Source organism: Bradyrhizobium huanghuaihaiense (assembly GCF_025200885.1).
GTDB lineage: Bacteria > Pseudomonadota > Alphaproteobacteria > Rhizobiales > Xanthobacteraceae > Bradyrhizobium > Bradyrhizobium huanghuaihaiense.
Genome location: NZ_CP104172.1, coordinates 9,573,246 through 9,596,587, shown reverse-complemented (window position 1 = coordinate 9,596,587; position 23,342 = coordinate 9,573,246). Strand labels below are relative to the sequence as shown.

Sequence of the window (23,342 nt, the reverse complement as noted above, 5' to 3'; positions counted from 1 at the left end):
TGGCACGGATCGTGCTCTAGTATCGGTCGGGGTATCCCCAGCGATGGGAGCTTTCGCAAGATGCGCGCAGTCCTGAATTATTGCACCGGCGGAACGGAACGACAGGTTGCAGCCGGCACGCACCTTGTCACCGAAGGCGGCGCCTCCGGCCATCTCTATGTGCTGATGCAGGGCAAGCTCGAGGTGCTGAAGGGCGAGATGGTGGTTGCCACCGTCACAGAGCCCGGCGCGATTCTCGGCGAGATGTCCGTGCTGCTGGGCCAGCCCCATACGGCGACGGTGCGCGCCTGTTCCGATGCCGTCATCTATGAGTTCGAGGACGCCGCCTCGTTCCTCAAGCAGGAGCCGGGCATCGCGCTGCTGATCGCAAAGATGCTGGCGCAGCGGCTCAACGTCGCCAACACCTATCTTGCCGATCTCAAGCGGCAATATGCCGGCCACGGCACGCATCTGGCCATGGTCGGCGAGGTGCTCCAGAGCATGATCAACCTGCCGCCGCTTGAGGTCTCGCCAGGCTCGGATCGGCAATCTGATCCAAGAATGTGAGCCAGTCGGGCGGCGACTCGATCGGAGCGGCGGGCCGCTTCAGCGAAGTGGCAAGGTCGATCCACTGCGCTTCGCCGGCCGCCAGCCAGAATGCCTTGTCCTCATCGAAATCCAGCACGATGTAGGTCGGGGGACGCCCGGGCTGCAGGCCGGTGTTGAAGACCCAGGTCAGGCCCAGCCGGTCGAACCACGATCCATTGCTGATGAAGGGCGATTGATGCACATGGCCCGAGATCACCATCGACGGCTGGTACTGCATGATCCACTGCACCAGCTCGACATCGCCGAAGAAGCGCTTGCCGCCCCAGCTCGTCGGTGAGTCCGCCGGCGGCGCATGATGCGCCCAGATCCAGCGCTGCGGCCGGCTGGCGGCGGCTTCGCGCAACTGCTCGACGAGGCGTTGCTTGACCTGGGGCCCGTCCCACCACGGGCACACCGTGAAGAGAGTGTCGCCGATGCTGAGGCTGTCGCCGTCGCAGGCAATGCCGAGCTCGCGCACCTCCGAGATCCAGCGCGAGATCTTTTCGCCCTCCGCGTTGCGCTCGTCGAGGTCGTGATTGCCGGAGCAGAGGATCACGCGGGTCTTTGCGGCGAGCAGCGAGAGGTATTTCTTCACCACCACGATCTGCGCGCGAAAATCCACCATCGAGCCGATGTCGAGCGCATCGCCGGCGAAGATCACGAGGTCGAATTGCGGCGCCGCGCTGACCAGCCAGTCGAGCTGCGGCAGCGAGTAATGCAGGTCGGCCACGACCAGGCAACGCATCGAAAATCCGTCAGGTCAGCGCAATCCAAATCTTGCGAATAGGAGAATATTGCCAAGACTAACGTCCGAAGCAAGAAACAAACCAACCCTGCCGCACCGGCGCCGCGACAAATTGGCCACGCGGTTTGCTGCTCGGGCCGAAGCCGTCGGTTAGTCGTCTGTGGCGCTTCCAAGGACGCCGCGATCGGCCAGAGCCTTGGCAAGCTCCTCGGTGTAGATGATCCGGCTCCATCGATGGAGATGTGCTGGGTAATGGGCATACATAATGTCCAGCATCATATCCGGGGTGTTCAGAAATTGGGATCTGTCGATACCGAGCAGGGCGGCAATCCTTTCACCTGCCTCTGTATGAAAGCTTTGTGGACCACCCTGGGCATAGAGGGAATTGACCGGCGTGATGACGAGATAGACCTTCGAGCGGTCGAACTTCGAGAGCGACTTCGACAAGGCGCCGAGCGCCATCTCGAACTCCGCATTCATCACGTACGGTTTTATCTTGGGGTCGGGCTTGAAGAAGACGTGCCCGGGCAGCGTGGCCTTGTAGGCCTGCAGCGATGGAATATCGAGCATCCGATTGGGATCGATCGCGCTGCCGTGCTCGCGCCAGATCGTTGAAATGAACTGGTCCTTGCCGCCGTAGTAGACCGCGTAACCGCCGGGCAGCGGATTGTACACCGCTCGCTCCATCAGCAGTCGGATGTACTCGAGGCCTCCGGCAGGAAACGACAGGCTGGAAGGAGCTTCGAAGTGGTCGGTCCGGATGAAATTCGCCCATTCATTCCATCTTGGATCGCGCTCGTATTGAATCGGATTGAACACCAGAACCAGCTTCCTGGGCTGATGTCCGCGGGCGATCATCTTGTCGAGCATCGCGCCGTAGCCGTCCGGACCGACGAATCCGATGGTGCAAAACGACTCGACATCGGATCCCGGGAACGCCTGCAACAGCGTCGGAATGTGGATCCCCATCAGGCACGAGCTGTCGCCGAGAAACGCGAGATCCGCTGCAGGCAGCCGCTCCGCACGTCTGATCTGTTCCAGGACGATGTAGGTCTCGACGCCGCGAGACCATTGATGCTTGCCCTGCTGGTAGATGTAATGCGCGACGCCGAGAACGAGTGCAGCCAATGCGGCAACCGGAACGAATTTGCGGGCGACGATTCGAATGGCATCGATGAGCGGCCAGCTTGCAATCGCCTGGATCGTGCGCTTCAGGGGCATGGGCTAGAACTGGAAATAGATGAATGTTGCGTTGACGTGCCCGGATGCCGCGGCCGTCACGGCCACGAGTACCGCAAACAGCGGATACTTCATCCAAGCAGGCCAGCGCAGCAGGAAATAGTCTCCACGTGACTGGAGTTGCCACTCGAGCAGCATCAACGGGCAGGTCAACGACAGAATGGCAAGTACGACGGCGCCGTGCACCGGTGCCCATTCCCATCTCTTGAGTGCGCTGAGCATGCCTATCAGCAAATTCCAGTCTGCCGCACGAAAGAGGAACCAGCCGACGAATACGACCAGCATGGTGAGAGCCCAGCCGGCCGCGCGATCAGCTTTCGAGCCGGGCTCGTCGCCGCCGGAGAACTTGCGCCGCATCGCAAGCGCTGCGCCGTGGAGCAGTCCCCAAAGAACGAATGTCCACGACGCTCCGTGCCAAAGGCCTCCCAGGGCCATGGTCAGCAGCAAGTTCCGGTTCGTGATCAACTCGCCGCCGCGGTTGCCGCCAAGGGGGATGTACAAATAATCCCGTAGCCAGGTGCTGAGGCTGATGTGCCAGCGGCGCCAGAACTCGCTGATCGAGACCGACCAGTAGGGATAGCGGAAATTCCAGATCAACTCGAAGCCGAAGAGCAGTGCGATGCCTTTGGCGATGAGGCTGTATCCATTGAAGTCGGCATAGATCTGGATGCCGAATGCGAGCGTGGCGAGCACGACCGACCAGCCGAAGGGCTGCTCTGGAATGAAGAGCGTGTCGACGATGGGCGCGAGATTATCCGCCACCACGACCTTCATGGCGTAACCGTAGATCAATAGCCAGAGCGCGCGGTCGGCGTGATCGGAGGTGAAGCGTCGCGGCGCCGAGAACTGATCGAGAAGATTGCTGGCTCTTTCGATCGGCCCCGCCACGAGTTGCGGGAAGAACGCCTTGAAGGCGAGGAACTTGACAAGGCTTTTCTCGGCGGCATGCTTGCCGCGATAAACGTCGACCACATAGGCGATGCCCTGGAACGTGATGAAGGAAATGCCCAGCGGCAGGACGATGCGCAATGTCGGGAGGTTCGGATTCAGTCCCGCGCGGTGGACGATCGCCCCGAACGAATCGACGAAGAAGTTGAAGTATTTGAATATCGCGAGAACGACCATTGCCGCCGCAACGGCGACGAACACCAGAAGCGTTCGGACCGGTTGCCGAGCAGTCGCGATCAGGATCGCGGCGACATAGTTGACGATGGAAATTCCGACAAGCAGAGGCAGAAAGCGCCAGTCCCACCAGCCGTAAAATACGTAGCTCGCGGCCAGGATGATCAGATTCTGAACCGCCAGCCTCGAAGTGGCATGATAGAGCAGGAACGAGGCGGGGACCAGGCAAAGGAACGCCACGGAAACGAAGGACATCGCAGGAGAGGCTCTCGGGTCTGAGCGGTGGGGCGGGGCCGCTTACAATTCAGTTGGTCTGGACAATGAAACAATCGAAGCGTGTGGCGGGGCTCGTGCACGGAGGCCGAGAGCGATATAAAATAACAACGTTGAAGTGGAATCAACAGAATGTCGCCGGCGGTCTCGTCGGCAAGCCCGCAATATGCTCCTGGCGCGCCGGTGCCGCCCGACCTCCCGGGGCTGGACCGGATCGCCGAATTCTGGTGTCGTGGCCTGCCCTCAACACCCCGTGTCCACATGACCTCCTTCAAGACCATTCGTGCCCGCGCCGAGAAGCGCAAAGGCGGGCCCAAGGCGCTCGACAAGCTGATGCCAGACAAGCCCGACCTGAAGCGTCTGGCGAGGCTCGGCGACGACCGCATCCTCGCCGAGATGACCAAGCGGGTGTTTTGCGCGGGCTTTGCCTGGAGCGTGATCGATTCGAAATGGGACGGCTTCGAAGCTGCCTTCCTGCATTTCCAGCCGGCCAAGCTCAGCTTTCAGCCCGAGGACTATTGGGAAGGCCTGCTGCGCGATGCGCGCATCGTGCGCAACGGCGCCAAGATCATGTCGGTGCGCGACAACGCCGCCTTCGTGCAGGAGATCGCGAAGGAGCACGGCAGCTTCGGCAAGTTTCTGGCGAAGTGGCCGCCGTCGAACGAGGTCGGCCTGCTCGACCTGCTCACCAGGCGCGGCAGCCGGCTGGGCGGCAATACCGGCCAGATGCTGCTGCGCTTCGTCGGCTGGGACGGTTTCGTCACCTCCAAGGACGTCGTCGCATGCCTGCGCGATGCCGGTCTCGACATCGCCGAGGAGGTGAAATCGAAGGGCGATCTCGCCAAGGTGCAGGCGCAGTTCAACGCCTGGGCCGAGGAGACCGGACTGCCCTACACATATCTGTCACGCATCTGCGCGCTGTCGGTCGGCGAGAACCGCAGCGAGCACTAGGTCACGAACTCGGAGAAATACCAAATGGCCAAAGCCTATTGGGTTGCCACCTACCGCGCGATCAAGAATCCCGACTCCATGGCGGCCTACGCCAAGCTGTCGCGGCCGGCGATCGAGGCAGCGGGAGGCCGGGTGCTCGCGCGCGGCGTGCCGGCTGTGGCCTTCGAGCTCGGCCAGATGGAACGGGTCGTTCTCATCGAGTTCGACAGTGTCGAGCAGGCCAAGGCGGCCTATGCAAGCCCCGCCTACCAGGCCGCGCACGACCTGCTCGGCGACGGCGCCGATCGCGACATCCGGATCGTCGAAGCCGCCGATTAGCGCGGTCCGCCGCCGGATCGTGTGCATCGTGTGGCGATCTCGTGCCGCCACCGCGGCAGATGCAACGCGCGATCACGAAATGCATTTCACAGGAACATTTGTGCGCAGCACCCGTTCGGAAGTCTGAGCCAGGCGGCACAGGCGCAGGGAACGCCCGCTCTGGCCCAAGCCGATGAAACCGGACAGGACAGCAACGGAGCAGCGCATGAAGCTAACATCCGAACAGGTGAAGCAGACCGTTCATCAACTCGGCGCCCAGGTGCTGCCCGACGAGCATCCCGCCATGCCTCAGCTCAACAGCATGTTCGGCGAGCACACCTTCTTCGTCGACGAGATGGGTCTCAAGGTGCTCGAACCCACCCCGTCACTCGGAGCAGATCGTCAGAGCGGCGAGGTCGTCAGTCTCGCCGACTGGAGCGATTCGGACCTGACGCGCCTGATGGCGCACGAGCCCGAGCCGACCGGCGTGATCGTGGTGTTCGAGCAGATGAGGCATTGAACGGTCCGCCGAGGCCGGCGCTTTCGTCGGTGACGGGCTCGTACATCCCGTCACCGTCATGCCTCGACCGGGATCTCGATGGCGATCTGGGTTCCCGGACCAGTCTTGCTCTCGAGCCGCAGGCGCCCGTTGAGCGATGACGCCACCAGGTTGAACGCGATGTGCAGGCCGAGGCCCGCATTGCCCCGCTCGCGCCCCGTCGTGACGAACGGATCGAAGATGTGCGCCTGCAATTCGTCGGGGATGCCGACGCCGTCATCGGTGCAGACGAGGCGGACCGATTTCGGCTCGGGCTGGCTGACCGTGATCGCAAACCTGCCGCCCCTCTTGTCGGGATAGGCGTGCCCGGCCGTATTGAGCGCGAGGTTGCTGATCACCTGCGCCAGTGCACCAGGGTAGCTGTTGAGCCTGATTCCCGCCGGACACCGGACATCGACCGCCAGAGCATGGTGCGACAGCAGCGGCCCGAGCCTGGACATCAACTCCGACAGCCAATCCCTGAGCTCGAATGTGCGCCGGTCCTCGTCGGCCTGGTTGACGGCGACCTGCCTGAAGCTGTGCACCATTTCCGATGCGCGGTGCAGATTATCGAAGGTCAGGTTGAGCCCCTGCCTGAGCCGGTCGATTCCCTTCGTGAGATCGGATCGCCGCACCGACGTTCCACCCAACGCATCCGCCATGGCCTGCAGATCGGTCTGCATGGTGGTCGAGGTCGTCAGCGCCAGGCCGAGCGGGGTGCTGACCTCGTGGGCGACGCCTGCCACCAATTGACCGAGCGAGGCGAGCTTTTCGGCCTGCACGAGGTGCTCCTGGGTCGAGCGCAGATCGCGCAGCGATTTCTCCGAGCGTTCTTTCTCCCGCTGCAGCGCCTCGGACGTCCGGAACTGCTTTCGCGCCCGGTACTCGCGCGCAGCCACGGCGTAGAGCGATAGCGCATAGGCGTTTCCGACCAGGGAGTGATTGATGAAGCGCAGGCCCATCGGCAGCGTCGGCGCGAACGTCTCGGCGACGATCAGCGCCACCCAGGACAGCAGGCAGAAGATCGCCAGCGAGCCGATCCGCAACGGCAGCATGGTCGAGACGAACAGGATGATCATCATCATGCCGGGTGCGGCAAAGGTGAAGCCCGACGGCAGGACGAGGTAGATGCTGGGCAGGATGCAGCCGGGAATGACGCAATAGACGAGGAAGATCGTCTCCGCCCAAGGCTTCATCCACCGCCGCGACAGCAGCGCGGTCAGCGGCAGCAGGATGAACACGGCCGTGCCGCCGCGGATGGCCAGCGTGGTCGGGACCACCTCGGGGTAGAGCACCCAATCCCACAGCGTGTAGCCGGCATAGGTGGCGGCGCCGAGCAGCATCGCGATCTGCGTCCACCCGAGGCTGCCCCGGACGTATTGGTCGACAAACCGCCGCTCCTCGATCCGGTCTTCGAAGCGCAGTCCCAGGCGTATCAATAAGGCAAGCATTCCGGCATCAATGGCAAAAAGGCATATCCGGTGTCTCTACGACAGGTCGGCCGCCGCGTCGCGGATAAAGATGTCGCGTTTGCCGAGCGCCGGCCGAGCCCGGTTCAGATGCCCAGAGTCAGCTGCGGCTCCGCATCGTTCCCGTCCTGGAGGGAGGATAGCGACACGCCCAGCAGCCTGACGCGCTTGGGCAGGGGCATTTCGATTTCGAGCAGGCCGCAGGCCAGCCGCTCCAGCTCGTCCCGGCCAGCAACCGCCGCGGCGACGGACCTGCTCCGCGTGATGATCTCGAAGTCGGCGAACTTGATCTTGAGGGTGACGGTGCGGCCGCGGTTGCCGGTCGCCTCGCAATGGCGCCAGACCTTGTCGACGAGCGGCTTGAGCTCGGCCGCCAGCGCATCGAATGCGTCGAGGTCGATCGAGAACGTGGTCTCCGCACCGATCGACTTGCGGATCCGGTTGGCCCGGACCGGCCGCTCGTCGACGCCGCGCGAGATCCAGTAGTAATACGCACCCGACTTGCCGAAATTCGCGTTCATGAACTCCAGCGTCTGGTTGCGGATGTCGAGGCCGGTGAACAGGCCGAGCGCGTTCATCTTCGCAGCCGTCGCCGGACCGATGCCGTGGAACTTGCCGACGGGCAGCGTCTCGACGAAGGCCGGGCCCATCTCCGGCGAGATCACGAACTGGCCGTTGGGCTTGCGATGATCGGAGGCGAGTTTTGCCAGAAACTTGTTGTAGGAGATGCCGGCTGAGGCATTGAGGCCCGTCTCGGATTTGATCTTCCCGCGGATCAGCAAGGCGATGTCCCGCGCCAGCGGGATGCCTTGCAGGTTGTCGGTCACGTCGAGATAGGCCTCGTCGAGCGACAACGGCTCGATGACAGGCGTGTGCTCGGCAAAGATCTCGCGGATCTGCCTGGAGATCGCCTTGTAGACCTCGAAGCGCGGCTTGACGAAGATCAGGTCGGGGCATTGCCGCTTCGCGGTGACCGACGGCATCGCCGAGCGCACGCCGAACTTGCGCGCCTCATAGCTCGCGGCCGCAACGACGCCGCGTTCGGCGGAGCCTCCAACCGCGACCGGCTTGCCGCGCAGCTCCGGATTGTCACGTTGTTCCACGGACGCATAGAAAGCATCCATGTCGATATGGATGATCTTGCGCACGGGCGAGGCGTCGCCCGTCACCGTGTCGGAATCGCTCATGCCATGATGATACAATCGCGCAAGGACAAGCGCGAGGTGATGGATGCTTCAGTTGCCCATGTTCGTCGTCGTCGTGGTCGCGTTAGGCGTTCGGTCTCGACGGGTTCAAGGAGCAATCTCGGCCTTGTGAGTGGCAAGCCAATCGGTCCTCCGCCCGCCTGCTCCAGCGTGCGGCGCGCCTCGGATGCTCGGCCGCCCGCGCCTTGCTCGCCTCAAAGCCTCCGCGGCCGATTTCATATCCCTACAGATTTTCCGCGAATTCTAACCGATCGGGTTCCCGCGCGGTCGCTCCTCGCAAAGCCCTTCGCCCGGTTGCCGCAAAGGGATATGCTAAACTCCGAGTTGACGGTCCGGTCTCTGGAATCGACGCAGACGAAGCAGGGCCGGTCCACCGATATTTCCTCGGTCTCGTGCGGGTCGCTGGCTTCCCTTCGTCCAGGTGCGCCTCGCTATCCGGGGAGGGTAGGTCAGCATGCTCGAAGCATTGCAGTTGATCGCCGATATGAACTGGATTCAGCTCGCGCTCGCGGTCATCATCTTCGATATTCCCCGCTATACGTTCTCACTGCTGTCGCTCTCTCTGCTCGGCCTGACCGGCGCGCTGTCCCAACGGGAAATGCCGATCCGCGCATCGGTCAGCGTGATCGTGCCCGCTTTCAACGGTGGTCCCGGCCTGCTTCGTTCGATCGAAGCGCTGCGCCGGCAGACCCTGGCGCCGCTCGAGATCATCGTCGTCGATGACGGCTCCACCGACGACACGCGCGCCATTGCCGAGGAGGCACGCGCGGCGGGGCTGGTGGATATGGTCATCTGCCACGGCACGCGCTGCGGCCGGAGCGCTGCGATCAACGCCGCCGCCCGGTTCGCCAGCGGCGAGCTGCTGCTGACGGTGGATGCCGACACGCTGTTCGAACCGGCGGCCGTCGCCGGGCTCGCATCCGCATTCACGGATCCGCGCGTCGCGGGCGCGAGCTGCAACATCGCGATCAGCAACGAAACCGCTTCGATCTGGACGCGGCTTCAAAGCATCGAATATTTGATGTCGATCAGCGCTGGCAGGACCATCCTTGACACCGTCGATGCGATCGCCTGCCTGTCCGGCGCCTGCTCCATGTACCGCCGCGATGTCTTCATGCGGCATGGCGGGCTCGACGTTGGTCCGGGCGAGGATCTGGAGTTCAGCCTGCGGCTGCGCCGGCTGGGTTATCTCGTTCGCTTCGTGCCCGAAGCCTGGGTCGCAACGGCAGGGCCCGCCAGTGGCCTTGGCCTGCTGCGCCAGCGCGCGCGGTGGGATCGCGACGCCTTGCGAATCCGCCTCATCATGTACGGCGAATTGCGGTTCTTCCATCGCTTCGAGCGGTTGCCCGATACGCTGCAGAGGCTGGATTTCATCCTGTTCGACCTGATCCCCACGCTCAGTTTTCCATTCTACCTCGTCTATCTCCTGGCCTTGCTCGGCTCCGACGCCTTCTGGCTTCTCGCCGCGATCTATGTCCTGCTGACGTGGATTTCGTTCTTCAATCTCGGCCTCGCCTTCGCCCTGTTCAAGCGCGCGCCGCGTATCCTCGATCTCGGGGCCGCGCTGGTCTTCCCGGTCTATCAGAGCGTCTATCTGAAATGCGCCCGGCTGGTCTCCTACTCCTCCGAGATCATCTTCGCCGCGTCCAGGGACGATGACTTCGTGCCGCCGCGCGTACGTCGCGCACTGTTTTCCGGTCCTGAAGGAGCACGCCGATGAATGTCGCGATCAACAGGCTGGACCCGAATGTCCCCGATCCCGTGGGAAGCCGTCGGAGCGCCGCGGGACGGCTCGTGCGCCTTACCTATGCGACGGCCGTTTTCGGCGTGCTCGCCTTTCTGGTCGTCTATTTTGGCGCGCCACTGGTCTATCTGAGCGGACCGGGGACGGTCTCGTCCCCGCCGCATGTCGTTTCACTTCCCTATCTGGTGCAGGTCGCAGAGGTCATGGTTACGCCTGGCACCACGGTCAAGGCCGGGGACCGGATCGCACAGATCCGCTCGCCCGAGCGCGACAACATCGTGGCGACCTACATGCGCGCATTGGCCGACATTGCGAGCCGACGATCGGAGTTGCGCATCAGGGCCCACGTCGCGCAGGAAACGCTGGAAGCGGCGAAGGCGTACAGGACGTTGACGGAAGAGGCTGTCGACCAGATCGAAGCGTCGAGCGCGGCGAGCCTGGCGTTTCGCCTCGAATTGCTGCGTGAACGCGGCCTCGCGCGCAAGTCCGTCATTTCGCAGGAGGCGGAGATCGCGGAGTCCATCACCCAACTGGCGGACCTGAACGATTTCGGCCAGCAGCTGCGCGACCATCTCGACGACGTGGAGCGGAACTTCGCCGGCGGCCAGGTGCTGGCGCCCGTCGCCGGTATCGTTTCGACCAATCTCGCCAATGTCGGGCAATCGCTCGTGGCGGGCACGGCGATCGCCGAAATCCTCGATCCCACCGACATCTTCGTCGATTGGTACATTCCGAATGCGCGCCTGGTCGAGCCCAGGATCGGCAATCAGGTGCTCGTGGTGTTCGGCAACCGCCGCATCGCCGGAACGATCGCGGAGATCCTGCCGGTCTCGGTCGTGTACGCCGCAGGCCGGCAAACGCTGACGCGCGACCGCACGGCTGCCCAGATCGCGCGCATCCGCTTCGTCGCGGATGCCGCTCCGCCGCCGCTGAATTCAACGGTCAACGTTCACATGTACTACACGAGCCTGACGTCCCGATTTGCCGCAGCCTTGGTCCGCCTGCTGGGCCTGCAATAGGGCGAGGATGTGCTATCGAAAGGAAACGACGGTGCAGATCAGCGCGGATGAAACGATGTGCCCGGTCTGCCGAAATCGTCTCGCATTCGATCGGATCCTGCATCACATGATCTGCGCCTATGTCGGGCCGTCCAGCGATTTCATCGAGACAGCCGACGGCTATGTCTGTCCGAAATGCCGGCGCAGCATCGCCTCAGGCGACCCGGCTTGCGAAGTCGTCGGCACGAGCGCGCGGTGCAGCGCCTGCGGCAAGGAGATGGTCGTGTCACCGGTTGCGAGCGCGATCTGAAATGTTTCAGGTGTCGCCGGTCGTCGTCGCCACGGTCGCGTTTGCCGGCATGCTCAATGCGGCCATCTGACGTTTGAATTGAGGCGTTCAGCCTCGACGGGTTCAAAGAGCAATCTCAGGCTTGTGAGTGGCAAGCCCCGGGCTGTGGTCCCATATGAGCCTGCGGAGGACAGCCCATGCAATACAGCTCCGAGCTCATTCAGACGATGCGCCAGGCACTCGAGACCGTGATGGCGAGCGTGCCGGCCCATCAGTCGGTCTTCGGCCTGAAAGCGGCCGTCGCCGAATGCATCCTGAAGACCGCTGCGCATGGTCAGACGTCCTATGACGGGCTGGTGGCGTCCGCCTCCGACCAGATCCAGGCGATCGTTTCGATGCTGACGTAGATGTCGGTAGGAATACGACGGCAAGACTGGCGCACCCGACACGATTCGAACGTGTGACCTTTGCCTTCGGAGGGCAACGCTCTATCCAGCTGAGCTACGGGTGCTAGTCGAGGTTCATTTAGCCGATTGGCGAGGGGTGGGCAACCGCTAGCTTTGCCCGGGCTCGGACGCCCGGTATCGCCCCAATTCCCGGTCTTTCGCTCTTCAATCCTGGAGGGCGGCCGGTCCCGAGATCTCGCCGGAATCGTTCACAAACATCAACGGGCCCGCCTCCGAGGTGGCGAACACGGCCGCCGTAAGCGGGCCCCCGAAGCAGGCGCCGGTATCCAGATTCAACCGGTTCGCGCGCAGATCAGGTGTCCGGGACCGGATCGGCGTATGGCCATGGACAATGAACAGCCCGTGGTCGAGATCGGACGACAAGAAGGGTTCCCGGATCCAGAGCAAGTCTCGCTCGGATTGCGCCGCGAGCGGCACGGCCGGCCGTATTCCTGCGTGGACGAAAAGTCGTCCAAGCTCGATCTTCATGAGCGGAAGTGCGCGGATCCAGTCGAGATGCTCGCTGGGAAAATCGACGGGATCGTCGATCCCGTAGCTGTCGAGCGTCTGCTCGCCGCCGTTTCCCCACCAATTCATGAGGTCCTGGTCGGTGCGCTCCATGTCGGCCGCGCGAAGCAACATCTCCTCATGGTTGCCCCGGAGACAGACGAAGGGGCGGTTCTGCTCCCCTTCGCTGCCGACGAGAAAATCCATCACCTCGCGGCTCTGGGGGCCCCTGTCGATGTAGTCTCCGACAAAGACAAACTGGGCGCTCCGGTGACCGCGAATCTCGTCGCAAACGGCGAGCAGCGACGACAGCTTGTCAAAACAGCCATGGATGTCGCCGATCGCGAAGGTGAGCAATTCGTGCTCGGGAAGGGGCAAAATAAGATTCCTCCCTCTTGCCAGCTCAGATGGTGAGACCCTTTGGCGTGCCTTTGAACTTGATCCGCTCCGGGCCTACGCCCACCTCCGCAAGCGACTCAGTCACTCTTTCTTTTAGCGTCTTGCCGCTCTTGTCTTTGCGATCGCTTTGATCCGCAGTGTAATCATAAACGAGCAGCCCGACATTGGCGCTGTTCACGTTGAGTTTGGCCCCGCCCTTAACGGCGCGGATTGCCGCAGCCACACTGCGACGGTCGTTGCTCCATCTCGCCATGTCGGCCAAATTCTCCGCAACACATCGATAGCTCTTATCGATCTCCGTCTGGTGAAGGTCGATCACCGTCCGATAGTCCTTGATCTGATCGACAATCTTGCCGTTCTCCAGTTCGCGGTTGCTGAACGTCTTGGCCTCCCAGAATACCAGATCCACGCCGTTCGCCGTCATTTCGAAGTTCGCCAGGTCCATGCGGGGGAGGTTCCGCTTGATGTCGGGGATGCTGGAGGCGTTGATCGCAATCTCCACGTCCACGACGGAGTTATTGGATGTCGCGATCTCGTGGACGCCTTCCTTCTCCTGGCCGGAATAGAGCGATGCGGCTCTTTTGAGCTTCGCCAGGGTCGCTGCGCCCTCGTAGTCGCGCGTCAGCATTCTTGGCTCGGCCTCGCCGAAGGCGAATTTCCCCTCGACGAGCGAGATCTGATCCTTCAAGTCCGGGTTCAGTAGATATTTCTCGTGCGTCGAGGCAGCCACTTTCCCGCCCTTGAACGACACTTTGAAGATGGATTGCCCCTGCCAATAGATGTTCAAGTAGTCATCCCGAACACCGATGATGAGCGACGGATCGGCGAGAACGTCTTTCCACCAGCCATCCTGCTGCGCGAGTGCTTCGAGTGCCCTCAGAAAGTCGCCGTTCCAGATTCCACGTTTGAAGCTCATCTCATACCTCCCACCATTCGCCATCGCGGCGTCGCGTGACGTTGTCAAAATATTTGCCGAAGCTGTCGCCTTCGAACGTGTGAATGGGCACCAGTCTGTCCGGTTGTATTGCGTTCGAGAGCCGCTTGAGATCCGGGATGCTGGCGTGACCCGAGGTATGGATGATTTCCATGGGAACGCCGCGTGTCGCGAGATCCGCCTTCAGCTCGGCGCCAGGACCATCCTTCAGGTATCCGTCCCATTGCGACCAGATCGCCCTGGTGCCGGTCCAGAGATTTGCGGTCTCCACATCGCGGGCCATTGCCGGGCGAAATAACATCACCGTGCGATCGGCGATCTCGGTGATATGCTCGCGGTAAATGCGCGCAGATCTGTACGGCTCCAGAAGATCGAAGCGCTTGTTGCGTGCGATCTGTCGACGCTGATATTCCGGCACATAGACCGACAGATTGGGCCAGCCGACGTTCGGCAGGCGCTCGTTGCCGGTGGCCCGCAATATCTCCATCGCGTAGAGGTCCAGCAGCAGCGTCCGGTTGCTGCGCTTGCAGGCGCGATAGACGCTGACGATGCGATCGATGTTCTGCGCGGACGCCGAGAGGATGACGAAGCCCGGTGGCCTGAGGCTCTCGGTCAGCCTCGCCTCGATGTCGTCTTCCGTCGGAAATTGCGTGTCTTCGTCAAGGCGGCCGAGGCTCGACCCCTCCATCAGCATCGTATCGACGCCGCGGGGCGGATTGCTCACCAATCGCTCGAACAGGCCGCCCTTGCGGCCATGCGCACGGATGTCGCCGCTATAGAACAGTCGCCGGCCGGCGGCGTGGATCAGCAGCGCATAGGCATCATAGGCCGAATGATCGACGAGATAGGACGTGATGCCGAACGGGCCGATCTGGAAGGTCTTGCGATCGACCAGCTCGAACGAAACGTCAGGCACGAAGGCATTGGGCACGAAAGGAGCCGCCGCACGCATGATGCGCGCCGTCGCGGCGCCCATGGCGAGAGGGACGTTGGGTCTGCACAGGGGCAGCAAGCCCCAATGATCGCCGTGCCCGTGCGACAGGACGATTCCACGCAAGGCTGGATCCTCGGCGCGAAGCCCGGCCACGGGCGGGAGCAGATCATCGGACGGGCCGTCGGCATCGAGCGGAAGTCCGAGGTCGAGCAGGATTCGCTCGCCCGCGGCCTCGAGCTCAATGCAGGTGCCACCAATTTGCTGCGTTCCGCGGTGGACACGCCCGCGAAACGAACCGGCTTCCTCGGACATCAGCGGTTGGTCTTGACGGCAGAGCCGGGTTCGGCGGGGTGGAGGAGGGCACTTGGGAATCGGCAGGGACACATCAAAGCGAATACGGCTCCAGGCAACGGCTTATCTATATTCAAACGAGCGCCCGAGAAATTGCGGCTGTTCGAGAAGAAAATGTGCGTGTTGTACTGGTGCAACATCACCCGTTGGCGCGCCCGAACGCAATACAACCTTCGGTGGGATGAATGTCAGCCTCGGCTGGAGCGGCGATTGGCGACGACTGGAAGCCGGTACGAGCCGCGATCGGTCCGCACGAACTCGGCCAGCACCCTGTCGGCGCAGATGACGCGGTTGCGCCCGAGCCGCTTGGCGACATAGAGCGCTTCGTCGGCCTCGCCCAGCAACCGGTCGGGGCCGCCGTCGGCGGCGCCGGGCATGCGGCTGGCGACACCGACGCTGAGGGTGACGTGCTCGCCGGCACCGCTGGCGCCATGGACGATCCTTAAGGTCATGACGGCGATGCGGATCTCCTCGGCGATGACGCAGGCGGCATCACAATCCATGTCGGGCAGGATCAGCGCGAATTCCTCGCCGCCATAACGGCTGGCGAGGTCGAGCGGGCGCACGGCATGCCGGCTCACCACGGCCGCGATCGCGCGCAGGCATTCGTCCCCGGTCTGGTGGCCGTGGTGGTCGTTGAACAGCTTGAAATGATCGACGTCGACGAACAGCAGCGCCATCGGCTTCTGCGTGCGCTCCGCGCGGGCCCATTCGCTCATCAGCATCTGGTCGAACGAGCGGCGGTTCGACAGGCCGGTGAGCCCGTCCTTGGTGGCGAGCTCCTTCAGCGCCATCTCGGCGCGCTTCTGGTCGGTGAGGTCGCGCAACGTCTCCACCACGGCGATCAGCTGGCCGGCCTCGTCGTGGATCGGGCCGGCGTCGATGGCGAGATAGAGCTGGTTGCCGAGCTTCGGCATCACGCACCAGTTCTCGGCGGAAAAGCCGAGCCCGTTATGGCCGCGCGCGGCATATTCCGAATAGAACTCCGGCAGCTGCTCGGGACGGTCGAGCGCGACAAGGTCGGCAAGGCAGGGGCGCCTGGTCTCATAGAACGCCTGCCAGTGCTTGCTGGTGCCGATCACCTCGGAGGCGGCGACGCCGGTCAGCCGCTCGCAGGCCCTGTTCCAGATCACGACGCGGCGCTTCGGGTCGATCACGAAGGTCGGCACCACCAGGTGCTGCATCAGCCGCGCGGCATAGGATTCCGCAACGTCGACGCTCCCGGTCTGCGTCTTGCCTGGCTTCGCCATCTCAGGCCACCGCCGCCACCGGCGCGGCATCGCCCTTGCCGAACGATTTTCGCACCTCGGCGGCCGGCTTCGGCGCGCTGAACAGGTAGCCCTGCATCTCGGTGCAGCCGAGGTTACGCAGCATCTCGCGCTGGGCCTCGGTCTCGACGCCCTCGGCGACCGTGGTCATGCTGCTGGCGGCGGCGATGTTCACCACCGCCTGCACGATGACGGGCGCGCCGCTGGTCTCCGCGATGTCGGCGACGAAGCAGCGGTCGATCTTGATCTTGTCGAACGGGAAGCGCTTGAGGTAGCTGAGCGAGGAGTAGCCGGTGCCGAAATCGTCGAGCGCGATGCGTACGCCGATCGAGCGGAGCTGGTGCAGGATCGACAGCGCCGCCTCGTCGTCGCGGATCAGCACGGCCTCGGTGATCTCGAGCTCGAGCCGGCGCGGATCGAGTCCGGAGGCGGCGAGCGCGCTGGCGATCCTGAGCGCCAGCGTGTCGCATTTGAGCTGCACCGGCGAGACGTTGACTGCAACGCGTATATGCGCCGGCCAGGTCGCGGCTTCGTTGCAGGCGGTGCGCAGCACCCAGTCGCCGAGCTCGTTGATCAGTCCGGTATCCTCGGCGATCGGAATGAACTCCGCCGGCGACACCATGCCGCGCTCGGGGTGGCGCCAGCGCAGCAGCGCCTCGCAGCCGGAGACCTCGCCCGAGCGCAGATCGACCAGCGGCTGATAGTGGATCTCGAAGCCACCATTCACCAGGGCCTGGCGCAGATCCTGCTCCATGGTCAGGCGCGCCTTGGCGCTCGCATCCATCTCCGGCTCGAAGAAGCGGTGGGTGCGGCGCCCCTCGGCCTTGGCGCCGTACATCGCGAGATCGGCATTCTTGATGAGCTGGTCGAGATCAGCTCCGTCCTGCGGCGCCAGCGCGATGCCGATGCTGGCGTCGGTGGAGAGCTGGTGGCCGAGGCAGTTATAGGGCTGGCGGATCGCCTCGTAGATTCGTGTCACGAAGGACAGCACGTCGGCGGAGGACCGGATTCCGGTCTGGATCACCGCGAATTCGTCGCCGCCGAGCCGCGCGATAAGGTCGCCCTTCTTGAGGCAGCCGCGCAGGCGGGTCGCGATCGCCTTCAGCAGCTCGTCGCCGACGTGATGGCCGAGCGAATCGTTGATGCCCTTGAATTCGTCGACGTCGATATAGAGCAGCGCAAACTGCGCGCCGCTCGCGACCTTCTCCAGCTCGCGCTCGATCTGCTCGCGGAACAGCGTGCGGTTCGGCAAATCGGTCAGCGCATCGTAGTGCGCCATATGCGCGATCTTCTCGTGGGCGCGCCGCCGCTCAGTGACGTCCTCGACGACACTGATGAGGTAGCGCGGCTCGCCGGACTTGTCGCGAATGCCGATCCGGGTCGAGATGATGTAGCGCGCTCCCTTGGTCTGGCTTCGCCAGGCATGCTCGTCCTTGAACAATCCCTCGGCGGCCTGCAGCGCCTTGCTGTCGTCCTCGGTGACGAGCCTGGCCTCCTCGTCCGGGTAGAGGTCGAAGGGGGTCTTGCCGACGATCTCGTCACTGGACTGGCCGAACTGCTCCTCGGCGGTCCGGTTCACCAGCAGATATTGCCGCGTGCCGGCGTCCTTCACCGTGATCTGGGATGGGATGTGGTCGATGATCTCGCGCAGGAACATGTAGTTGCGGTCGCGCTCCTGCTCCAGATTGCGCCGCTCGGTGATCTCCTCGATCGTGGCGACCCAGCCGCCCTGCGCGAGCGGAGTGTTGATGACCTGGAAGGCGCGGCCGTTGGGCAACTCGTGGATCCTGGTGGAAACCGTACCTTCGGCGACCACCCGCATCACATCGGCGCAAAACGCCTCGACATCGCCTCCGAACGCGCCACGCTCCTTGCGATGAGACATCGCCTCGCGGATGTGACAGCCGGGCTTGATGACGTCGTGAGAGAGGCCGAACATGTCGGCGTAACGGCGGTTGCAGGTGACGATGTAGCCGTTCGCGTCGTACAGGATCAGCCCTTGCGACATGTTGTTGAGGGCGGTGTCGAGCCGCAGCCGCTCCGCCTCGATCCGTTCCTGGGCCTCGCGGTTCTGCCGGTTGATCTGGCGAATGATCAGATAAAGGATCAGCGCGATCGCGGTGGCCGAAAGCGCGGCCGTGGTGACCATGAAGCCGGTCTGCTGCCGCCAGTCCGCGAGCGCTGCAGCCGTGGTGTTGGTGGCGACGATGACCAGCGGGAAATGCTTCAGCGACGCCGCCGAGCCGAGCCGCTCCTCGTGGTCGACCGGGCTCTTGACGCGAAGCGTGTGCTGGCCGCCCTTGGTCAGCACCTTCCGCATCAGCGGTGCATCCTTGAAGCTCCTGCCGATCAGCTCCTCGACATGAGGGTAGCGGGCCAGCATCTTGCCTTCGCGGTCGAACAGCGAGATCGCCGTTCCTTCCGCAAGTGCCACGGATGCGAAATAGTTCTGGTAGCTGTCCGGATCGATCCGTCGGACCATCGCGCCGAAGAAGGTGCCGTCGGTGCCGTTGAGCCGGCGCGCGACGACCGTGGTCCATTTGCCGATGATGAAGCTGCGGACGGATTCCAGCAGCACCGGCTCGGACATCGGGTCTGATTTGAGCGTCTGGAAATAGGCGCGCGAGGAAATATTGATCTTGGGGAGCGGCTGGCTCCGCGACCAGTTGATCAGCTCGCCATCGGCGTCGTAAATCGCGATGTCGCCGAGATAGGAGATCGAACTGATCTTGCTGCGCAGCATCTGGTTCGTGGCGGGACTGGACATGCGCTCGCGGAACATCGCCGGCGAGTTGATCTCCGGCAGGTTCATCTGCCCGATCAGATCGGCGGCGACGACGTCCGAATCCACGAATTGCTGATCGAAGTGGCGCGCGATCAGCTGTACCGTGTTTTCCAGCTCGCGCTCGCGGTTGACCAGGGTCCGCTCGCGGAATTCGCCGACGGCCATGGCGGTCACGGCGAAGATGCCCGCGACCAGCAGCGCGCCGCACAGGGTCAGCCACAGCACCGGACCACGCCGCGTCGCTGCCTCCCAGCCGCCTCTGGCGGCCCGGAACATTCCGGTTGCGACCCTAGCAATGACCTTGCGCATTCCCCCTCCCTGGAGGAACACGAATACACCGCACAAATGGCCCAAACCTTAGGAAAACCAGTTACCTAAGGATTAAATCCGGTTGCGCTGCCCTACCCGTGCGCCGCAAGGCGCGAAGCACGCTGCAGTTGCGTTGCGCCCGCGGCAATCGCTGCGCTGCATCATTAATCAATGCTTAATGCGAGGCGCCTGCGGCCTTCTTGCCGCCGCCATGGCGCAGCCGTCCGACCACGCCGGTCGGAAAGAAATAGACGCTGGCGATGAAGAGCAGCCCGAGCCACAGCAGCCAGCGGTCGGGATGCAAAAGTCCCGGCAGCAGCGGCAGGCCGGCTTCCGACGCCGCCTTGGAGGCGACGCCCATCAGCGACTGCAGATAGTTCTGCGCGAGAATGAAGATGGTGGCGCCGATGATCGCGCCGTAGATCGTGCCCATGCCGCCGATCACCACCATCAGCAGGATGTCCAGCATGATGGAGAAGCTCAGGGAGGTGTCGGGACCTGCATAGCGCAACCACAGTGCATTCAGGATGCCGGCGCTGGCGGCGACGAGGGCGGCGAGGCAGTTGGCGTAAGTCAAATGGAAGACGGTACGGAAGCCGAGCGCCTCGGCGCGAAACCGGTTCTCGCGGATCGCCTGCAGCACGCGCCCGAACGGCGAGTTCACCACCCGCAGCAAGGCGAGGATCATCAGCGCCGAGATCGCGAACACCAGATAGAAGGTCAGGATGCGGCCGTTGACCTCGAAGCCGAACAGGTTCTTGGAGATCAACACCGTGCCGGGACGCAGCAGCTCGGGGAGCTGGAAGCTGCGCCCGTCCTCGCCGCCCGTGAGCCATGAGAGCTGCGAGGCCAGCACCTGGAAGGCGGAGGCGACCGCGAGCGTGATCATGGCAAAGAAGATCGCGGCCACCCGCAGCGAGAACAGGCCGATGGCAAGCGCAAGCAGCGCGGCGAGCGGCAGGCCGGTGACGATGCCGGTGGCGACCGCCGCCCAGTTCGGTCCCATGCCGTACAGTGCGATCGCGATGGCGTAGCTGCCGATGCCGTAGAACATGGTGTGGGCGAACGACACCGAGCCGGTATAGCCGAGCAGCAAATCGTAGGAGGCGACCAGCGCGGCGAAGACGCAGATCTTGGCCGCGACGTTCAGCGCCTTGGCCCCCGGAAACAGGAACGGCGTTGCCGCCAGCGCCAGGATGATGACGACGAGGAGGAGCGTGAGAACGCGGCTGCGCGGCGGATCGCCGGAAAGGATCATCATCGGCTGGTCACCGCATAGAGGCCGCGCGGCCGCCACATCAGAATGGCGACCATCAGCAGGATGTTGGAGACGAGGGCGAGTTTCGGCACCAGGAAGCCGCCGTAATTGGCGACCATGGCCACCAGGATCGCGCCGATGAAGCAGCCGCCGATCGACCCGAGGCCGCCGATGATGACGACGATGAAGATCAGGACGGTGAGGTCGTCGCTCATGGAGGCATGCACCTGCTCGCGATAGAGCGCCCACATCACGCCGCCGAGGCCGGCCAAGGCCGATCCGGTCATGAACACGCCGAGGAACAGGCGGCGGATGCGATAGCCGAGCGCCTCGACCATCTCGCGGTTCTCGACGCCGGCGCGGATCAGGAGGCCGAGCTTGGTGCGGTTGAGCACGAGCTGGATCGCGATGAAGACGGCAAGCCCGATCAGCATCGCCAGCACGCGGTACTTGGCGATGGCGACGTCGCCGAGAATGAAGGAGCCGCGCAGCGAGGCCGGCAGCGGCATCGGGATGATCTGCGGTCCCCACAGCGCATAGAGCGTCTGCTCGGCGACGATCAGGCCGCCGGTCGTCATCAGGATCTGCTTCAGATGCTGGCCGTAGACCGGCAGGATCAGCACGCGCTCGACGACCAGGCCGAGCGCGCCGGATACGGCCATCGACAGCAGCGCGGCCGGGGCCAGCACCGCGAGGTTGATCCAGAGCGAATCCGCCTGGATCGACGCCGCGAACGGCGCCAGCACCAGGGTCGCGACATAGGCGCCGACGGCAATGAAGGCGCCGTGGCCGAAATTCAGCACGTCCATCAGGCCGAACACCAGCGTGAGGCCCGAGGCCATGATGAAGATCATCATGCCCATGGCAAGGCTCGCGGCGGTCAGCGTCAGCCAGGAAGAAGTCGATCCGATCAGCGGGATCATCAGCAGCGCGAGCGCGATCGGCAGCAGCACCGGCGCGATGTCGCGCTTCGGCTTCGGCAGGGGATCGTTTGCGGCAAGGTCAGTCACTGATGTGCCTCCAGGCTCAGGCCGAGCAGCCGCTCCTGCAGCGGTACGTCGGCGGCGAGCGCCGCCATCTCGCCGCGATGGACGATGGTGCCGTTGTCCATCACCAGCACGTTGTCGCCGAGTTCGCGAGCGGCAAAGAAATTCTGTTCGACCAGCAGAATCGTAGCGCCCTTGCGCTTGATCTCCTTCAAGCACTCGATCAGCGCCATCACGATGGCCGGGGCCAGCCCCTTGGTCGGCTCGTCGATCAGGAGCAGCTTGCGCGGCTCGATGATGGCGCGTGCGATCGACAACATTTGTTTCTGTCCGCCCGAGAGGCTCCCCGCCCGCGACAGCCAGAACCGGCGCAGCGCCGGGAAGAAGCCAAAGATCCAGTCGAGCTGGGTGTCGTCGAGTGGCCCGTCGCGCGCTGCCAGCACCAGATTCTCCTTCACCGTCAGGTCGGAGAACACGGCCATGCTCTCCGGCACATAGCCGACGCCGAGCCGAGCGATGTCGGGCGTGGCGCGGCTCTCGATGCGCATCCCGGCGAGGCTGATCTCGCCGCTGGAGGCCTGCCACAGGCCCATGATGGTGCGCAGCGTCGTGGTCTTGCCGGCGCCGTTGCGCCCCAGCAGCATCGTGACCTGGCCTTGCGGGACGGCGAGGTCGATGCCCTGGAGGATGTGGTAGCGGCCGATATGCGTGTGCACGCTGGAGAGTTTGAGGAGATCGGTCATGCTGCGCTCTTCGGTGCAACGCCGAGATATGCCTCCTGCACGATCGGCGAGGCGATCACTTCGGCCGGCGGACCATCGGCAACGAGTTGCCCGTTATGCAGCACGATGATGCGGTCGGCGAGGGAGCGCACCACGTCCATCTTGTGCTCGACCAGCAGGATGATCTTGCTCGTGTCCTGCTTGAGCTGCGCGATCAGGTTGAGGACAACAGGCACCTCGTCGATGCTCATGCCGGCGGTCGGCTCGTCGAACATGAACACCTTCGGCTCCAGCGCGATCATCAGCGCCACCTCGAGCTTGCGCTGGTCGCCATGCGACAGCGCTGTCGCAGCGACGCCGCGGCGATTGCCGAGTGCGACCTGGTCGAGGATGGCGTCGGCGCGCGCGATCAGGTCGCCGCGCACCGTCCAGGGCCGCAGCATGTCGTAATGGGTGCCGTTCGCCGCCTGCACCGCGAGGCGGACGTTCTCCTCCACGGTGAGGTTCGGAAACAGATTTGTCAGTTGGAACGCGCGCCCGAGACCCGCACGGGTCCGTAGCGGCGCGGAGTGCTGGGTGATGTCGGTGCCGTCGAACAGGATGCTGCCGCTGGAGGCGCGGAGCTGGCCCGAGATCAAATTGAAATAGGTGGTCTTGCCGGCGCCGTTCGGCCCGACGATGGCGGTGAGCTCGCCCGGGCGAAAGCTGCAGGTGACGTTGTTGACCGCGACATGTCCGCCGAAGCGGATGGTGAGGTCGCGAGTTTCGAGGGTGAGCGTCATTGAGAGTCTGGCAATTGATGAACTGGATTTATCCGCGGTCGCGGTGCGCCTCCTCCCCCGCTTGCGGGGGAGGCATAGGCGACCTTCGGTCGCCGTTCTCAATAAGCGCCGATGCGAAGCATCGGCTTGGGAGAGGGTGTTTCTGCAAACGAGGACCCCCAAGGGGATGGAGCCCTCTCCCGGCCTCTCCCGCATCCGCCTTCGCCAAGGCTTCGGCGGAAAAG

Annotated in this window: 22 protein-coding genes and 1 tRNA gene; 8 read left to right on the top strand and 15 right to left on the bottom strand. The window is 63.7% G+C overall.

Going from position 1 to position 23,342, the window contains the following annotated elements; genetic code table 11:
* Positions 1 to 60 precede the first annotated feature (60 nt).
* Positions 61 to 546 carry a Crp/Fnr family transcriptional regulator gene (locus N2603_RS44625; RefSeq protein ID WP_260387219.1) on the top strand — a complete coding sequence of 162 codons (486 nt, stop codon included), beginning with the start codon at positions 61 to 63 and terminating at the stop codon, positions 544 to 546.
* Here N2603_RS44625 and N2603_RS44620 read toward each other — a convergent pair.
* The 3 genes from N2603_RS44620 to N2603_RS44610 form a co-directional block, all read right to left on the bottom strand.
* Positions 485 to 1,312: a metallophosphoesterase family protein gene (locus N2603_RS44620; RefSeq protein WP_260387218.1), complete on the bottom strand. Its 828-nt coding sequence runs from the start codon at positions 1,310 to 1,312 to the stop codon at positions 485 to 487. The genes N2603_RS44625 and N2603_RS44620 overlap by 62 nt on opposite strands.
* A 150-nt stretch (positions 1,313 to 1,462) precedes the next feature.
* The gene (locus N2603_RS44615; protein WP_260387217.1) at positions 1,463 to 2,533 is read right to left on the bottom strand and encodes a hypothetical protein; all 1,071 of its coding nucleotides are present in this window, start codon (positions 2,531 to 2,533) and stop codon (positions 1,463 to 1,465) included.
* Between the two features lie 3 nt (positions 2,534 to 2,536).
* On the bottom strand, positions 2,537 to 3,700 hold the full coding sequence (locus N2603_RS44610; RefSeq protein ID WP_260387216.1) for an MBOAT family O-acyltransferase: 1,164 nt from the start codon (positions 3,698 to 3,700) through the stop codon (positions 2,537 to 2,539).
* Between the two features lie 507 nt (positions 3,701 to 4,207).
* On the opposite strand from N2603_RS44610, the gene N2603_RS44605 reads away from it, so the two are divergent.
* The 3 genes from N2603_RS44605 (at position 4,208) to N2603_RS44595 (ending at position 5,714) form a co-directional block, all read left to right on the top strand.
* The gene (locus tag N2603_RS44605) at positions 4,208 to 4,897 is read left to right on the top strand and encodes a DNA-3-methyladenine glycosylase I (RefSeq protein ID WP_260424422.1); all 690 of its coding nucleotides are present in this window, start codon (positions 4,208 to 4,210) and stop codon (positions 4,895 to 4,897) included.
* Between the two features lie 24 nt (positions 4,898 to 4,921).
* Positions 4,922 to 5,215, top strand: coding sequence for a DUF1330 domain-containing protein (locus tag N2603_RS44600; protein ID WP_260387215.1), 294 nt, complete (start codon positions 4,922 to 4,924; stop codon positions 5,213 to 5,215).
* 205 nt (positions 5,216 to 5,420) lie between these two features.
* On the top strand, positions 5,421 to 5,714 hold the full coding sequence (locus tag N2603_RS44595; protein ID WP_020607946.1) for a hypothetical protein: 294 nt from the start codon (positions 5,421 to 5,423) through the stop codon (positions 5,712 to 5,714).
* A gap of 56 nt (positions 5,715 to 5,770) precedes the next feature.
* Here N2603_RS44595 and N2603_RS44590 read toward each other — a convergent pair whose 3' ends face one another.
* Both N2603_RS44590 and dinB read right to left on the bottom strand, forming a co-directional pair.
* Positions 5,771 to 7,183: a sensor histidine kinase gene (locus N2603_RS44590; RefSeq protein ID WP_260387214.1), complete on the bottom strand. Its 1,413-nt coding sequence runs from the start codon at positions 7,181 to 7,183 to the stop codon at positions 5,771 to 5,773.
* A gap of 104 nt (positions 7,184 to 7,287) precedes the next feature.
* Positions 7,288 to 8,388 (bottom strand): DNA polymerase IV, encoded by a 1,101-nt coding sequence (dinB, locus tag N2603_RS44585; RefSeq protein WP_260387213.1) that lies wholly within the window; start codon positions 8,386 to 8,388, stop codon positions 7,288 to 7,290.
* A 472-nt stretch (positions 8,389 to 8,860) separates the two neighbouring features.
* Here dinB and N2603_RS44580 point away from each other — a divergent pair, with 472 nt between their 5' ends.
* The 4 genes from N2603_RS44580 to N2603_RS44565 all read left to right on the top strand — a co-directional run bounded on the left by N2603_RS44580 (position 8,861) and on the right by N2603_RS44565 (position 11,844).
* A complete protein-coding gene (locus N2603_RS44580) occupies positions 8,861 to 10,126 on the top strand; it encodes a glycosyltransferase family 2 protein (protein WP_260387212.1) in 1,266 nt (421 codons plus the stop codon).
* On the top strand, positions 10,123 to 11,169 hold the full coding sequence (locus N2603_RS44575; protein ID WP_260387211.1) for an HlyD family secretion protein: 1,047 nt from the start codon (positions 10,123 to 10,125) through the stop codon (positions 11,167 to 11,169). The genes N2603_RS44580 and N2603_RS44575 overlap by 4 nt, the downstream gene beginning before the upstream one ends.
* Before the next feature lie 31 nt (positions 11,170 to 11,200).
* Positions 11,201 to 11,458, top strand: a complete 258-nt coding sequence (locus tag N2603_RS44570; protein WP_260387210.1) for a TackOD1 domain-containing metal-binding protein — start codon at positions 11,201 to 11,203, stop codon at positions 11,456 to 11,458.
* 176 nt (positions 11,459 to 11,634) lie between these two features.
* On the top strand, positions 11,635 to 11,844 hold the full coding sequence (locus N2603_RS44565) for a hypothetical protein (RefSeq protein WP_260387209.1): 210 nt from the start codon (positions 11,635 to 11,637) through the stop codon (positions 11,842 to 11,844).
* A 27-nt stretch (positions 11,845 to 11,871) separates the two neighbouring features.
* Here N2603_RS44565 and N2603_RS44560 read toward each other — a convergent pair.
* From N2603_RS44560 to N2603_RS44515, 10 genes are all read right to left on the bottom strand, one after another.
* A tRNA-Arg gene (locus N2603_RS44560) sits at positions 11,872 to 11,948 on the bottom strand.
* Positions 11,949 to 12,048: 100 nt separating this feature from the next.
* Entirely contained in the window at positions 12,049 to 12,747 is a 699-nt protein-coding gene (locus tag N2603_RS44555) for a metallophosphoesterase family protein (protein ID WP_260387208.1), read from the bottom strand.
* 46 nt (positions 12,748 to 12,793) lie between these two features.
* Complete coding sequence (locus tag N2603_RS44550) at positions 12,794 to 13,705, bottom strand: hypothetical protein (RefSeq protein ID WP_260387206.1); 912 nt, start codon at positions 13,703 to 13,705, stop codon at positions 12,794 to 12,796.
* 1 nt (position 13,706) lies between these two features.
* Complete coding sequence (locus tag N2603_RS44545) at positions 13,707 to 14,969, bottom strand: MBL fold metallo-hydrolase (protein ID WP_260387205.1); 1,263 nt, start codon at positions 14,967 to 14,969, stop codon at positions 13,707 to 13,709.
* A 227-nt stretch (positions 14,970 to 15,196) separates the two neighbouring features.
* Positions 15,197 to 16,258: a sensor domain-containing diguanylate cyclase gene (locus N2603_RS44540; protein WP_260387204.1), complete on the bottom strand. Its 1,062-nt coding sequence runs from the start codon at positions 16,256 to 16,258 to the stop codon at positions 15,197 to 15,199.
* Between the two features lies 1 nt (position 16,259).
* The gene (locus N2603_RS44535) at positions 16,260 to 19,370 is read right to left on the bottom strand and encodes a bifunctional diguanylate cyclase/phosphodiesterase (RefSeq protein WP_260387203.1); all 3,111 of its coding nucleotides are present in this window, start codon (positions 19,368 to 19,370) and stop codon (positions 16,260 to 16,262) included.
* A gap of 175 nt (positions 19,371 to 19,545) precedes the next feature.
* Positions 19,546 to 20,631, bottom strand: a complete 1,086-nt coding sequence (locus tag N2603_RS44530; RefSeq protein WP_026312186.1) for a branched-chain amino acid ABC transporter permease — start codon at positions 20,629 to 20,631, stop codon at positions 19,546 to 19,548.
* Positions 20,628 to 21,638, bottom strand: a complete 1,011-nt coding sequence (locus tag N2603_RS44525) for a branched-chain amino acid ABC transporter permease (RefSeq protein WP_260387202.1) — start codon at positions 21,636 to 21,638, stop codon at positions 20,628 to 20,630. The genes N2603_RS44530 and N2603_RS44525 overlap by 4 nt, the downstream gene beginning before the upstream one ends.
* Positions 21,635 to 22,357, bottom strand: a complete 723-nt coding sequence (locus tag N2603_RS44520) for a branched-chain amino acid ABC transporter ATP-binding protein (RefSeq protein WP_018644304.1) — start codon at positions 22,355 to 22,357, stop codon at positions 21,635 to 21,637. Before N2603_RS44520 ends, N2603_RS44525 begins: the two co-directional genes overlap by 4 nt.
* Entirely contained in the window at positions 22,354 to 23,118 is a 765-nt protein-coding gene (locus tag N2603_RS44515) for an ABC transporter ATP-binding protein (RefSeq protein WP_260387201.1), read from the bottom strand. The genes N2603_RS44520 and N2603_RS44515 overlap by 4 nt, the downstream gene beginning before the upstream one ends.
* Between the last annotated feature and the right edge of the window lie 224 nt (positions 23,119 to 23,342).

What these genes read in the sequence shown, in the direction of transcription:
- N2603_RS44625 (WP_260387219.1), top strand. Translation starts at nt 61, where the DNA reads ATGCGCGCAGTCCTGAATTATTGCACCGGCGGAACGGAACGACAGGTT.
- N2603_RS44620 (WP_260387218.1), bottom strand. Translation starts at nt 1,312, where the DNA reads ATGCGTTGCCTGGTCGTGGCCGACCTGCATTACTCGCTGCCGCAGCTC.
- N2603_RS44615 (WP_260387217.1), bottom strand. Translation starts at nt 2,533, where the DNA reads ATGCCCCTGAAGCGCACGATCCAGGCGATTGCAAGCTGGCCGCTCATC.
- N2603_RS44605 (WP_260424422.1), top strand. Translation starts at nt 4,208, where the DNA reads ATGACCTCCTTCAAGACCATTCGTGCCCGCGCCGAGAAGCGCAAAGGC.
- N2603_RS44600 (WP_260387215.1), top strand. Translation starts at nt 4,922, where the DNA reads ATGGCCAAAGCCTATTGGGTTGCCACCTACCGCGCGATCAAGAATCCC.
- N2603_RS44595 (WP_020607946.1), top strand. Translation starts at nt 5,421, where the DNA reads ATGAAGCTAACATCCGAACAGGTGAAGCAGACCGTTCATCAACTCGGC.
- N2603_RS44590 (WP_260387214.1), bottom strand. Translation starts at nt 7,183, where the DNA reads ATGCTTGCCTTATTGATACGCCTGGGACTGCGCTTCGAAGACCGGATC.
- dinB (WP_260387213.1), bottom strand. Translation starts at nt 8,388, where the DNA reads ATGAGCGATTCCGACACGGTGACGGGCGACGCCTCGCCCGTGCGCAAG.
- N2603_RS44580 (WP_260387212.1), top strand. Translation starts at nt 8,861, where the DNA reads ATGCTCGAAGCATTGCAGTTGATCGCCGATATGAACTGGATTCAGCTC.
- N2603_RS44575 (WP_260387211.1), top strand. Translation starts at nt 10,123, where the DNA reads ATGAATGTCGCGATCAACAGGCTGGACCCGAATGTCCCCGATCCCGTG.
- N2603_RS44565 (WP_260387209.1), top strand. Translation starts at nt 11,635, where the DNA reads ATGCAATACAGCTCCGAGCTCATTCAGACGATGCGCCAGGCACTCGAG.
- N2603_RS44550 (WP_260387206.1), bottom strand. Translation starts at nt 13,705, where the DNA reads ATGAGCTTCAAACGTGGAATCTGGAACGGCGACTTTCTGAGGGCACTC.
- N2603_RS44545 (WP_260387205.1), bottom strand. Translation starts at nt 14,969, where the DNA reads ATGTCCGAGGAAGCCGGTTCGTTTCGCGGGCGTGTCCACCGCGGAACG.
- N2603_RS44540 (WP_260387204.1), bottom strand. Translation starts at nt 16,258, where the DNA reads ATGGCGAAGCCAGGCAAGACGCAGACCGGGAGCGTCGACGTTGCGGAA.
- N2603_RS44535 (WP_260387203.1), bottom strand. Translation starts at nt 19,370, where the DNA reads ATGCGCAAGGTCATTGCTAGGGTCGCAACCGGAATGTTCCGGGCCGCC.
- N2603_RS44530 (WP_026312186.1), bottom strand. Translation starts at nt 20,631, where the DNA reads ATGATGATCCTTTCCGGCGATCCGCCGCGCAGCCGCGTTCTCACGCTC.
- N2603_RS44520 (WP_018644304.1), bottom strand. Translation starts at nt 22,357, where the DNA reads ATGACCGATCTCCTCAAACTCTCCAGCGTGCACACGCATATCGGCCGC.
- N2603_RS44515 (WP_260387201.1), bottom strand. Translation starts at nt 23,118, where the DNA reads ATGACGCTCACCCTCGAAACTCGCGACCTCACCATCCGCTTCGGCGGA.